Genomic DNA, 12246 nt, shown 5'->3' with positions numbered 1-12246 from the left:
GCGGGGTGAGCGAGCAGAGCGAGCCCCTGCCCGACGAGGAGCCGACGGGCGAGTTCGACGCGGACGTCCCGGAGGGCGCGTTCGAGGGCCAGCTGCCGGCCTTCGAGGCGCTGCTGGTGTTCCTGCGCGAGCGGCGCGGCTTCGACTTCACGGGGTACAAGCGGCCGAGCCTCATGCGGCGGGTGCGCCGGCGCATGACGGAGGTCGGGATCGACTCGGTGGCGGAGTACCAGGACTTCCTGGAGGTCCACCCCGAGGAGTTCACGCCGCTGTTCAACACCGTGCTGATCAACGTGACCAGCTTCTTCCGGGACCGCCCGGCCTGGGACAACCTCCGCGAGCGGCTCCTGCCGCCGGTGGTCGACGCGGCGGGGTCGACCATCCGGGTCTGGAGCGCCGGCTGCGCGTCCGGCCAGGAGGCCTACAGCCTGGCGATCGTCCTGGCCCAGGTGCTCGGGGCCGACGAGTTCCGGCAGCGGGTGAAGATCTACGCCACCGACGTCGACGAGGAGGCGCTGGCCCAGGCGCGGCAGGGCGTGTTCACCGAGCGGGAGATGGCCGGGCTGACCCCGGGCGAGATCGAGGAGTACTTCCAGCCCGAGGGGGCGCGCTTCGCCTTCCGCAAGGACCTGCGCCGCTCGGTGATCTTCGGCCGCAACGACCTCGTGCAGGACGCGCCGATCTCGCACGTGGACCTGCTGCTGTGCCGGAACACGCTCATGTACTTCAACGCCGAGACCCAGCGGCGGATCCTCGGCCGGCTGCACTTCGCCCTCGACCCGGAGGGCCTGCTCTTCCTCGGCAAGGCCGAGATGCTGCTGTCGCACGCGCAGCTGTTCGCCCCCGTCGACCTGACCCGGCGGTTCTTCCGCAAGCGCGACGGCCACAGCGGGGCCGACCGGCGCCTCGGCCCCGCCGCGCCCCGGGAGGTGCCGCCGGGCGGCGAGGGGGAGCTGTCCCGCCTGCGCCGGGAGGCCATGCTCGCGGCGCCGGCCGCCCAGCTGGCGCTCGACGCCGACGGGCGGCTGGCGATGGTCAACCGCCAGGCCGAGCGGATGCTGGGCGTCGACGCCCGCGACGTCGGCCGGCCGATCCAGGACCTCGAGGTCTCGTACCGGCCGGTCGAGCTGCGCGGTGTGATCTCCGAGGCGGTCGGCGGCCGCGCGCCGGTGTGGCTGCGCGGCGTGGAGCGGCGCCGCCCGGGGCAGGAGCCCGACGTCTTCGACGTCCAGGTGATCCCCCTCTACAAGGAGGGCGGCGCGCTGCTCGGCACCACGGTGATCTTCGAGGACGTCACCCAGTTCAGCCGGCTGCGGCAGGAGCTCGAGTACTCCAACCGGCAGCTCGAGACCGCCTACGAGGAGCTCCAGTCCACGAACGAGGAGCTGGAGACCACCAACGAGGAGCTCCAGTCCACCGTCGAGGAGCTGGAGACCACCAACGAGGAGCTCCAGTCGACCAACGAGGAACTGGAGACGATGAACGAGGAGCTCCAGTCGATGAACGACGAGCTCCACTCGACGAACGAGGAGCTGCGCAGCCGCACCGAGGAGGTCGACGGCCTCAACCGGTTCCTCAGCGGGGTGCTGGGCAGCTTCCGGGTGGGGGTGGCCGTCGTCGACTCCGAGCTGCGGGTCCTCGCCTGGAACAGCGCCGCCGAGGACCTGTGGGGCGTCCGGGAGGACGAGGCCCGCGGGCAGCTCCTGCTCCGCCTCGACATCGGCCTGCCGGTCGCCGAGCTGCAGACGCTGCTGCGCGGCCAGATCACCGGTGACGGCGCGCCGCACGAGTCCGTCGAGCTGCCGGCGGTGAACCGGCGGGGCCGGCAGGTGCTGGTGCGGGTCACCGTGAGCCCGTTCCAGCAGTCGCCGGAGGGGCGCGAGGGCGCCGTCGTGCTCATGGACCCGACCGACGCCTGACGCCGGGACCGGCGGTCAGCCGCCCGCGCGCAGGACGGCGTCGACGTGCCCCTCGACGATGAGCGCGGCCAGGTCGCGCACCTTCACGTTGAGCCGGGAGCTCACCTTGACCAGGCGGGCGAACGCCTCGTCGGCGTCGACGTCCAGCCGCGCCATGACCACGCCCTTCGCCTGGTCGATCACCGCCCGCGAGGTGAGCGCCCGCTCGAGGTTCTGCGCGAGCGTCTGCATCGACTCGCGCTCGGCGACGGTGCGCAGCACGCCGGCCACCGCGGCGGTGGCCAGCTCGGCGATCCGGCGGCCGGCGGCGCCGAAGCCCTGGGTGCGCCCGGAGTAGACGTTGACGGCCCCGGTGGCGGCGCCGTCCTCGAGGACCGGCACGGCCAGGACGCTGCGCACGGCGCCCTCGCCGGCGATGGCGGCCAGGGCGGGCCAGCGGGGGTCGGTCGTCACGTCGTCGCTCACGACGACCGCGCCGGTGTCGTAGGCCTGCCAGCACGGTCCCTCGCCGGCCCGCACCTGGCGGCCGTCGAAGTCCTGCGCCTCGGCGGAGTCGCTGCCCAGGCGCTGGGGCTCCATCGGGTTCCCCATGGTGATGCTGACCCAGTCGGCGTCGGGGACGGCGCCGCGCAGGAGCGTGGCCATCCGGCCGAGCAGCCGCTGCCGGTCCATGTCGTCCACGGGCAGGGCCGAGAGCTCGGCGAGCGACGTCGCCAGCCCGATCACCGCCGAGGCGGGCATCGGCTCGCCGTCGGCGGCCCGCGGGCGCGGGCGGGCGGCCGCCGGATCGATGAGGTCGAGGTCGCCGGCGCCGTCCTCGGGGACGACGACCCAGGTGATGCGGGCGGCCGAGGCGTCCCGGGCCGCCGTCTCGGTGAAGCCGAACAGGTGGGCCGGGACCGGGTCCAGGCGCCGCGGTCGCAGCATGACCGCCAGCCGGTGCTCCGACGCCGTCCCGGAACGCAGCACCCGCAGCGCCGACCGGAACTCCCGCACGTCGCCGGGGGCCAGGTAGACGCTCAGCGGTTTCCCGTGCAGCCGCTGGAGCGCGGTGCCCAGGTGCGTCGCGAGCGCCGGGTTGGCCTCGACCAGCGCACCGGTGCCGTCGGTGACGCACAGCCCGACCGGCACCAGGGCGGTCAGCTGGCCGCGCCAGCGGCGCTCGGCGTCGTGCCGCAGGAGCAGCTGGGTGATCTGCTCCTGCTGGACCCGCATCTCCTCCTCGGCGACCCGCAGCTCCTCCTGGGCCACCCGGACCTCGGCGAGCTCGGCGAGCAGGCTCTCCTTCGTCGGGCCGGCCGGCAGCGACCGCAACGGCTCCGCGAGGGTGTCCGTCCCGCCGACCGCGAACTCCTCGTCGGGCCGGCGGTGCCCGGCGGTCACGTGCCCCCCCGATGAGGGGACGACTGCCGGGCCTCCTCCCGGTCGTGGGCGGCCTCGGCCAGGTCGGCGGCCGCCTCGCGGCGGTGCTGCTCGGCCCGGCGGCGGTGCTCCTCGGGGTCCCCGACCCCGAGGGCGGCCGCCCGCTCGTGCGCGTCGGCTGCCCGCTCGTGGGTGTGGACGGCGCGCTCGTGGCTGGCCTGCGCGCGTTCGTGGGAGTGCAGCGCCTGCTGCCGCGAGTCCTCCGCGTGCTGGCGGGCGGCCGCCACGTCGTCGGCGCTCGGCTTCTGACCCTGGGCCAGCCGGGTCAGCCGATCGGAGAGCTCGCGCGTGCGCTCCCCGGCCGTCCTCATCCGCAGCGCAGCCTCCGCTGCCGCGTCCTGTGGGTCCATGACTCGTCCCCTCGTGGTCCCGGGGTTCGTTCCCGGGGACCCAGAGATCCATGCTTCCACCCGCAGCGTGTCCGTAGGGGACGCCGAGCGATCGAAGCAGTCCGCACGCGATCCGCGGCGCGCCTGCTCGCTCGGTGAACGGCTCTGCACCGCTCGCGGACGTCGGGGTCGCGACCGGGCTGCCGGCGTCAGGCGGCCGCGGCCAGGACGGCGGGCCCGACCGTGCTGCGGGGAGGGAAGGCGAGGAAGTTGAAGCCGTGGACGGTGTCGGTCTTGATGCGTGCCACGTCGTCCAGCTCGCCGATCTCGACCGGCCCGTTGCTGGTGCAGGCGTAGACCCGGAAGCCGAGGCCCTCGAGCACCGCCCGGGTCGAGGTGTGCTCGGCGTCGCTGCCGTGGTCCTCGTAGATGAGGATCACGTCGCGGTTGGCCAGGGTGTCCGCGCCGCCGGCGAGCGCGGCGGACTCGGCGCCCTCGACGTCGAGCTTGATCAACAGCGGCCGCTCGTCCGGCCAGTGGCGTTGGGCCACCCTGTCGATCGTCGTGGTGGGGACGCGGGTGGTGTACTGCCCCTCGGCCGCGGCCCGTGAGCCGTGCAGCACGCGCGAGCCGGCATGCCACTGCGGGTGGCTGGCCATGGTGAGGTCCACGTCGGGCTCGGACCACAGCGCCGCCTGCTCGCACACGAAGCGGTCGGCGTTGAGCCGGGCGTTCTCCCGCAGCCGGTCGAAGATGGCCGGCACGGGCTCGACGGCGACCACGCGCCCGGGCTCGTCGCACTCGTCGCTGGCGACGACGCTCCAGTAGCCGAGGTTCGCCCCGCCGTCGAGGAACGCGCAGCCGGCCCGCATGGCCGCGGTGAAGTACGGCTCGAGCTCGGGCTCGTAGTGGTACGTCGGGTCGAGCAGCTTGACCGCGTACCCGTCGCCGAGCGGCACGAGGAAGCGGCCGTGGTCGGTGTCGACCACGGCGTCGTTGTGCGGCTCGAACAGGCGGGCCAGCAGCCAGGTCACCCGGTGCGCGCCGCGCTGGCCGAGCGGGCGGGCGGCCAGGACCACCGCCCGGAGGATCCCGAGCTGCACCCGCGCCTGCACGCCCCCACGGACGTCGTGCACGCGCCGCCACGGGCGGGGGACGCGCGGGATGCGGCCCCGCAGGGTTCCGAGGCGCTCGGGAAGGGGTCGCGGCACGCTGCTGGGCCTCCAGCATCGACGGTCGAACGACAACGGGTGCGGCCACCCTACGGTCGATCCGCAGCTCCCCGCGCCAGGTCACGCCGGTCGAGCGGAGAACAGGGTCGTGGAAGAGCTCGCACCGGCCGCCGCAGGTCCTCGAGACCTTCTCCCGAGGGGCCAAGCGGGGCCAGATGACCCGGGGACCAGCTTTGAAGGCCAGGGCTCCCACCGTGCCTGCTGTGACCGGCGCCGGCGCCGGCCGAGACCACATCTCGTCCGCCTCATGGGCGGTCGCGGCCCGTGCGGACGGGTGCTTCGTGCGGGTCGAGAACGTCTCTCCGTCCTTGCACAGGCAGAAGCCGCCGGTCATGACGGCGGCGTGCTGTCGCTGTCGAATCGCCGGCCGGAGTAGGTTCACCTCGAACTCCGCGATGAGCACGACGGTGCTGGACCCCATGCGGGTCAGGGCGGCGGATCCGCAGGCCGGGCTGCTGAGGCTGTCGGCGGTCGGCATCGCCACCGTCACCGCACCGTCGCGCACATCGGTCACGTCGGCGCCGAGCACCTGCATGTACGGCGCGGGTCGAACTGCCGGCTGATCCGCTGGTCCACCGGGCTGCTCACCGCGGTTCCGGCTGGAGCCAGGGCAGCGGTCGAGGACGGAAGCCGAGCTCCCGGCGGGCGCGGTGGTTGTCCGCGCCGCGGAGCGTCTCGGCGTAGAAGCGGCCGTCCGGATCGGTGTCGGGCCCGGTCGAGACGTGGGGTGGGGCGGGCGCGCCGAGGTGCCGCGCGAACGCGGGCAGCCACCGGCCGATCGGGACCGGTTCGTCGTCGCAGACGTTGAACGCACCGGTGACATCGGACTCGACCGCGGCGACCGTCGCGGCGACGGCGTCGTCGACGTGCACGAACGACCAGCGGCCGGCGCCGGTCCCGAGCACCGGGTAGTGCCCGGCGCGGACCTGTGCACCGACGTCGCCGTCGGGGTGGAACCACGTGCCGGGGCCGTGGAAGAACCCGTAGCGGAGCGCGACGCCGGCCAGTGGCCCGTCGGGACGCAGCGTGCGCTGCTCGACGGCGGTCAGCGCGCGGACCCCGCCGGCGACCAGCGGCGGGCCGTGCTCGACCCACGGTTCGAACTCGTCGGCCAGGCCGTCCCCGGGGCGGTAGTAGTAGCAGCCGGACTGCGCGACGTACCGGCGGGCGCCGGCGGCGACCGCGGCGGCGTAGACGTTGTCGCCACCGGCGGTGCGGACCGCCGCGGTCGCGGCCAGCGTCGCGCGCATGGCCTCGGGGGTGTAGTTGCGGGGCAGTGCGGTGAGCTGTTCGACCACGACGTCCGGTCGGGCGGCGGCGACCGCGGTGGTGGTCGCGTCCCGGTCCAGCGCGTCGGCGACGAGCGGCTGCGCGCCGAGCCGGGCCAGCAGTTCGGCCTTGGCGGGGTCGCGGGTCATCCCCGCAACGGTGTGCCCGCGGGCGATGAGGGCGGTGACCAGGGGCCGGCCGATGGCGCCGGTCGCACCGGCGACGAGTACGCGCACCACTTGTCCTCCTCGGTTCAGGCGATCCACTGCCGCATGGGTCCGACGATCGGGTCGGTCAGCGCGGCGCTCGGCAGCATCGGGGTCAGCCGGTCGCGGGCGCGGCTGACGGCACGGCTGCGCAGGAACATGATCCGGGCCAACCGGCGGCTGGTGCGCTGCACCGCCTCGACGCGTGGCCGCTGGTGATCGGCGAACAGGGCGAGTGCGGTCGGGGCCCAGGCCGGGCGGGTGCGGGCGAGTTCGTCGGCGAGCCGGGCGGCGGAGTCCATCGCCATCGAGGCGCCGATGCCGGCGGTCGGCAGGAAGCCGGTGGCGGCGTCGCCGACGAGCACGATGCGACCGCGCGCCCACGTGGAGGTGCGGACGTCCCGGAACGGCCACCAGCGGATGTCGGTCTGGTGGCGCAACCCGCTCAGCACCGGTTCCAGCGCGGCACTGCGCGCCAGGTGCCGGTCGACGGCGCCGGCGACACCGCGGCCGCGAGCGTGTCCGGAGGGTCCGGCGACGACGACACCGAGGGCGCCGCGCACGGGGTACACGCCGGCGAAGCTGCCGGGCAGCCACTGCTCGGTGAAGCCCGCCGCCGTCCGGTCGTGGGCGGCCTCCACGAAGCCGACCCAACCGCCCCATCCGGTGTCCACGCCGCTGACCTCCCGCGCCGGCCAGGCGAGGGTGCGGACGGTGGAGCCGATCCCGTCCGCGCCGACGACGACGTCGAACTCCTCACCGGCGGCGTGGTCGAAGGTGACCAGGACGCTCCCGTCGCGCTGCTCCAGCCCGGTTACCGCGCGACCACGCTGCACCGTCCCGGACCAGCGGGTCGCCAGCACCTCCAGCAACGTCCGACGGTCGACTCCGAGCAGCGGCCCGAAGCCGGTGAGCGCAGCCTGGACGTCGGCGTCGAGCACCGTCCCGCCGGTGCCGTCGAGCAGTCGGAAGCGGTCGACCGGGACGGCCGCCCCCAGGAGGTGCTGATCGGCCCCGTCGAGACTCCGCAGCACGTGCGAAGCCATCGGGTACAGGCCCAGCATGTAGCCGCGTCCGAGCTCGGCCGTGCGCTCGACGACGGTCGCGGCCACGCCGCGCCGCTCGAGGGCGGCGGCCAGTGTCAGCCCCCCGACCCCGGCGCCGACCACGAGCACCCGCAGCGTCCGGGTGGTCGTCCCGTTCACTGCGGTGCCTCCTGGGCGGGGACGGGCCGGTAGGGCTCTTCGCGCACGGCGTGCGCGGCGACCAGCTTGAGCACCAGCACCGGGCCTAGCCAGGCCAGGCCGGCCGGCGCTTGGACCAGTGGTGCCGCGATGAGCGCGACGGTCACGGCGGCCGCGGCCAGCGGGCGGCGCAGGTACAGCGGTACCGCGACGACTGCCACGGTCCCGCCCAGGCTCAGCAGGTACCAGACGCCGGCCCAGACCCACGTCGCGTCCGGGAAGAGCGCGGCCACGACGAACGGGTGCGCGTGCAGGGCCGCGAACCCGACGGAGCTGCGGAGCACGCGGTGCGGCAGGGACAGGCCCGGCGGGGTGGGGGAGTGGTAGAGCCGCTTCGCCGACCCCAGCGCGTTCGCCGGCACCCCGCCGGCGACGTCGACGGTCAGGACGAGCACCAGTGCCCACTGCCACCACGACCACGTCACGGGCTCAGCCGCGGCCACGGCGACCACCGCACCGGCCGCCACCGCGGTCGTCGTCCACACCAGCGACCGCTCGGCCGGCACGGCTCCGGTGCCCAGCAGCCAGTCCGTCCTCCCTCCTGGGAGCTCCCAGTCGACGGTCACCCCTTGACGCAAGTTGGCCATATGGCCTAGTTGGCCGAATGGCCAACAAGTTGTCAAGCCGGGTGCCCGCGTCCGTGGACCGGCTGTCGGGCGTTGCGCACGATCGGTCCTACGGTGATCCGGTGCCGGACCATGCCGACGACAGCGCGGCCCCTGCCCGGCCGTCGCGCGGCGCCCGCCGCCGCGAGCAGCTGGTGCAGGCCGGGCTCGACCTCCTGGCTGAACGGGGCTGGGCCGGGTTGACCACACGAGCCGTGGCCGAACGGGCCGGCACGCACCCGGGGCTGGTGCACTACCACTTCGGCGGGCTGCTCGCCCTGAAGCGCGCGGTCGCCGCCGCCGCCGTGCAGGAAGCGTTCGAGCCCGCCCTGGCCGTGCTGACCACCGCGGACTCGTGGCCGGCGGGCATGGCCACGGTCGTGCGCGCCGCGGCCGAGCACACCGATGCCGCGACCGCGCGGCTCAGCGCGGAGCTGATCGCCGCCTCGCTGCAGGACGCCGAGATCGGCGACCTGATGCGCCAGACCCTGGCCGACGCCCGCGCCCGGCTGGTGCCTTGGCTGGCAGGCACGGGTGCGGATCGACCGGAGGGGCTGGCGACGCTGCTGGTGGCCGCCCTCGACGGCCTGCTGCTGCACCGGCTGCTGGATCCGGCGCTCGCACTGGAGGCGGTGGCCGAGGCTGCGGACACCCTCGCCGGCATAGCTCCCCGCGCCGGCGCCGTCCCCCGGGTCTCGCAGGGCCACCGTCACCCTGAACAGGACGGGGCTCGGTAGGGGCTGCGCCCGGTCGCCGTGTGCCCGCCGGCAGACCAGGGAGCCGTTCAGACGCGGAGCGGGTGACGGGAATCGAACCCGCATGGCCAGCTTGGAAGGCTGGGGCTCTGCCATTGAGCTACACCCGCGAGACTGTGGGACAGAACGTGTGCTAAAACGCGTTCTCTCGCCGTGAGAAAACCCAGCCGACCAAGATCGACCGTGCTCCCAGTCCGAGACGAGGGTAGCGCGCGCCGGATCCGGGGCGCGCGGCGGCGCGCGACCGCGCTCCCGGTGCGTTTCGGAGCGCCTGGAAGGGCCGATTCGTGCCAGCGGCCGCGCTTCAGGGCAGGGCCGACCGCGGTACTTCGTAGCGTGGAGGGGTCGACGGCGCGGAGGCTGCTACGCGGCGTCGGGGAGCGCGTTGCGCGTCGCCAGCAGGTGCTCGTTCGCCCGCCAGACGAGTGCGTTGTACAGGCACACCATGCCGAGCTGCTCGAGCTGCTGGCGGGCGGCACCCTTGCAGCGGGCCCGGCGCAGCCAGAAGCGGCCGTCGACCCAGCTGTTGAACCCCTCGATGCTGGACCGGTGCGGGTACAGCTCCTGGTAGGCGCTCGTGCCGGGCGGCACCTGGCGGACGTTCTCGCTGCGGTTGATCTTGTCCTTGCTCGGGTCCGTGAGCGTGCGCTCGCGGACGACCTCGATGTGGTTCCCGCACTGCAGCTCGTACTCGACGTACCACTGGAAGGAAGGGACGTCGCGGCCGCCGCGGCGTGCGCGCCGAGTCGACGCGGTGCCGTTCTTCTCGGCCTCACGACGGTCGATCTCGGCCTGGTTGGCCTTGCGCCGGGCCCCCAGGTAGCGGAGCTCGCGCACCGGGAGGCTGCCGTCACCTGCGCGCCGGCCGGTCTCGATGATGCGCCCGCCGTAGTAGTACAGCGAGTGCTGGCAGTCCCGGCCGTTGCGCTGGTGGGTGTGGGTGCGGATGAACTTCGACTTCTCCACCCGCGGCTTGGAGTCGGTCGCCGCCTCGGCGGCCGACACCGGTGAGACGACCGCCAACCCGTGGTCGCCGGCGAGCCGGCCGATGACCGCGCCGGGCATGGCGCCGTCATAGAGGATGGCGTCCATCCCGGGCAAGCGTCCCTTCACGGCTTCGATGCCCTTCTCGGCGGTGTCGACCTCCAGGCCGTGCTTGGGCACCCATCCGCAGTGGAGGACGACCTGGGTCCACGGCCTGCCGTTGCCGAGCGTGAGGCCGTAGACGAACTCGAGCCCGTGCACCCAGCCCTTCCCGGTTTTGAAGTCGTCGGCGTCGGCGTCGCCCTTGACCTCGGTGATCTCGCCGGTCTTCTTGTCGACCAGCTCGCGGCGCGTGTGCAGGGACTTCATCACGTGCCCGTCCCACTTGGTCGTGCCGCTGCGTTGTGGACGGTTCGGCGTGCTGGGCCCGTCCTCGGTGCACTGCTCAAGCTGCTGCGCGAGCTCGGCGGCGGCCTCGAAGGCTGCCTTCTCCAGGTCGGGTCGGACATCGTTGAGCCAGGTCCGGGCCGCGTAGCGGTAGTGGTAGGCGCGGATGGGGCCCTGGTCGCAGTCGGTATCCCGGAGCGCCTTGAGCCGCTGGTCCCCGGGGACGGCACGGATGAGGGCGCGCAGGAACCGATCCCAGATTTCCGGGTCGCCGAGGTTGTGCTCGGTGCGCCGCGCGCTTCCGTAGATGCCCTTGACGAGCTCGAAGCCGAGGTAGACGGGCTCGGGGTAGTCCCGAGAGCGGCCAGTGTCTGCTGGACCGGGCAGCCGGGAGAACATGGCCACCACGTGCGGGGCGGTCAGCACAGCGTCCATCGCCTCGTGATCGGAGTACTCCAGCGGGCTGCGGGGCTTGCGCGCCCGCTTGGCGGTCGCGGTCTGGCGTGCGGTCACGGCGCCGTCACCGCGAACTGCACCGCGTCGCCGTCCTCGGTCTGCTCGACGTCGGCGGCCCAGTTGTGGCCGATGAGCTCGGCGGCCCGGTCGAGGCTGGTCAGGCCGAGGTAGTTCGCGGCGTCCTCGATGCGGCCGCGCTGCTCGTAGGCGCGGCGGCCGGCCCAGGCGGTGATGGAGCGCTGGGTGCAGCCGTCGGCCTTGTACAGGTCGGCTCGGTCCAGTACCGCGCGCAGCAACTGCCCGACGGCAGAGACCGGACTGGTGTCGGTGCGGCCGTCGCGCTGGCCGCGGTAGACCAGCGGCCGGGTCGGGTCGAAGTCGGCCCGCTGGCGGAGGGCGTGGACGCGGCCGGTGAGCTGCTCCCACTGCCAGTCGGGGGCCTTGAGGGTCCGGGGGCGGGTGTGCGCGCCGCCGTGCAGGTAGACGCGCTGCTCCTCGCGCAGGTCGCAGGCCCTGAAGGCGGCGATCTCCGCGGTCGTGGCACCGAGCTCGGCCAGGGCCCAGGCGGCGGGCTGTGCGGTCTCCCACGGGGTCTCGATGGAGGCCGCTCGGCAGTCGGTGATCTCCTCGTCCAGCAGCGCTCGCAGGCCGTTGTACTCGCGCTTCGGCAGCTCGAGGTCCAGCGTCGGCTCGCCGGTGGCCAGGCCCAGGCTGCGCGCGGTGCGGTACAGCTGGCGCAGGGCGGCGCGGCGGTTGTGCAGCGTGGGCAGCTGCGGCTCGCCGTACCCGTCGGCGGTGCGGACGTCGGCGTAGATCCACTCACGAGCGAGCTCGGCGTCGTCGGCCTCGCGCAGGGTGTGGCGGCCGGTCGCCCGGGCGTAGGCGACGAACTGGGCGGCGTTGCCGGCCAGCTTGGCCAGGGTCAGCGGGCTGAGGTCGCGCATCTGGCTCAGCCGCCGCCACTGGCTGGTGACCAGCGCGAGGCCCTCCTCCAGGGTCGGGTCAGCCACGAGCGCCAGCCACAGGTTGAACTCGTCGCCGGCCAGGTGCGGCCACTTCTCCCAGGCCCACTCGTAGTAGCCGGCGTGGACGACCTGCGCGCCGACCTCCGCCGGGCACGGCCCCGAGATCAGGTCGGAGGGGAGGGTGTGGTTGTGCTGGCAGGCCGGGTCGAGCACGGCGGGGCCGGCGCGGTGTCCGGTCTTGTTGCGCGGCGCGTGCTCGCACCCGCAGTCGGTCTGCGGCCGCTCCGTCGGGCACTCTCCCGGAGCGTGGTAGCCGCACTCCCGGCTGCGTTCCTGGTTGCGCAGGCGGCGTAGCTCGGCCTCGACAGCCGCCCGGCGGCTGCCCGTGCCCGCTGCCGCGCTGACCTGCTCGTCCATCTGTTCCACCCCGGTGTCGCCGTCTGGTTGACGGGGGGCACAGTTCGGAGCAGATC

General features: G+C 74.0%; 11 protein-coding genes and 1 tRNA gene. 3 read left to right on the top strand and 9 right to left on the bottom strand.

What is annotated here, in order from left to right:
- Positions 1-5: 5 nt before the first annotated feature.
- The gene (locus ACI78S_RS12820) at positions 6-1919 is read left to right on the top strand and encodes a CheR family methyltransferase (protein WP_456973785.1); all 1914 of its coding nucleotides are present in this window, start codon (positions 6-8) and stop codon (positions 1917-1919) included.
- 15 nt (positions 1920-1934) lie between these two features.
- Here ACI78S_RS12820 and ACI78S_RS12815 read toward each other — a convergent pair whose 3' ends face one another.
- From ACI78S_RS12815 to ACI78S_RS12805, 3 genes are all read right to left on the bottom strand, one after another.
- Complete coding sequence (locus ACI78S_RS12815; protein ID WP_456973783.1) at positions 1935-3302, bottom strand: ANTAR domain-containing protein; 1368 nt, start codon at positions 3300-3302, stop codon at positions 1935-1937.
- Positions 3299-3691, bottom strand: a complete 393-nt coding sequence (locus ACI78S_RS12810; protein WP_456973781.1) for a hypothetical protein — start codon at positions 3689-3691, stop codon at positions 3299-3301. The genes ACI78S_RS12815 and ACI78S_RS12810 overlap by 4 nt, the downstream gene beginning before the upstream one ends.
- A gap of 188 nt (positions 3692-3879) precedes the next feature.
- Complete coding sequence (locus tag ACI78S_RS12805; protein WP_456973779.1) at positions 3880-4806, bottom strand: FkbM family methyltransferase; 927 nt, start codon at positions 4804-4806, stop codon at positions 3880-3882.
- 491 nt (positions 4807-5297) lie between these two features.
- Between ACI78S_RS12805 and ACI78S_RS12800 the strand changes: the two genes are divergently transcribed.
- Positions 5298-5465, top strand: coding sequence for a hypothetical protein (locus ACI78S_RS12800; RefSeq protein ID WP_456973777.1), 168 nt, complete (start codon positions 5298-5300; stop codon positions 5463-5465).
- Positions 5466-5486: 21 nt separating this feature from the next.
- Here the strand turns inward: ACI78S_RS12800 and ACI78S_RS12795 are convergent, their stop codons facing one another.
- From ACI78S_RS12795 to ACI78S_RS12785, 3 genes are read right to left on the bottom strand one after another with little or no spacing between them, the layout of a single operon-like run.
- Positions 5487-6410, bottom strand: a complete 924-nt coding sequence (locus ACI78S_RS12795) for an NAD-dependent epimerase/dehydratase family protein (protein ID WP_456973775.1) — start codon at positions 6408-6410, stop codon at positions 5487-5489.
- Between the two features lie 14 nt (positions 6411-6424).
- Positions 6425-7582: an FAD-dependent oxidoreductase gene (locus ACI78S_RS12790; RefSeq protein ID WP_456973773.1), complete on the bottom strand. Its 1158-nt coding sequence runs from the start codon at positions 7580-7582 to the stop codon at positions 6425-6427.
- A complete protein-coding gene (locus ACI78S_RS12785; RefSeq protein ID WP_456973771.1) occupies positions 7579-8187 on the bottom strand; it encodes a hypothetical protein in 609 nt (202 codons plus the stop codon). The genes ACI78S_RS12790 and ACI78S_RS12785 overlap by 4 nt, the downstream gene beginning before the upstream one ends.
- A gap of 74 nt (positions 8188-8261) precedes the next feature.
- On the opposite strand from ACI78S_RS12785, the gene ACI78S_RS12780 reads away from it, so the two are divergent.
- The gene (locus tag ACI78S_RS12780; RefSeq protein ID WP_456973769.1) at positions 8262-8963 is read left to right on the top strand and encodes a TetR/AcrR family transcriptional regulator; all 702 of its coding nucleotides are present in this window, start codon (positions 8262-8264) and stop codon (positions 8961-8963) included.
- A gap of 57 nt (positions 8964-9020) precedes the next feature.
- On the opposite strand, the gene ACI78S_RS12775 is transcribed toward ACI78S_RS12780, so the two are convergent.
- The 3 genes from ACI78S_RS12775 to ACI78S_RS12765 all read right to left on the bottom strand — a co-directional run bounded on the left by ACI78S_RS12775 (position 9021) and on the right by ACI78S_RS12765 (position 12190).
- Positions 9021-9091: transfer RNA gene (locus ACI78S_RS12775), tRNA-Gly, on the bottom strand.
- 253 nt (positions 9092-9344) lie between these two features.
- The gene (locus tag ACI78S_RS12770; protein ID WP_456973767.1) at positions 9345-10865 is read right to left on the bottom strand and encodes a hypothetical protein; all 1521 of its coding nucleotides are present in this window, start codon (positions 10863-10865) and stop codon (positions 9345-9347) included.
- Positions 10862-12190, bottom strand: a complete 1329-nt coding sequence (locus ACI78S_RS12765) for a hypothetical protein (RefSeq protein WP_456973765.1) — start codon at positions 12188-12190, stop codon at positions 10862-10864. The genes ACI78S_RS12770 and ACI78S_RS12765 overlap by 4 nt, the downstream gene beginning before the upstream one ends.
- Positions 12191-12246 lie beyond the last annotated feature (56 nt).

This window comes from Geodermatophilus sp. SYSU D00815 (assembly GCF_054050035.1).
The sequence above is the reverse complement of the archived record's forward strand: the minus strand, read 5'-3'. Positions and strand labels throughout refer to the sequence as shown.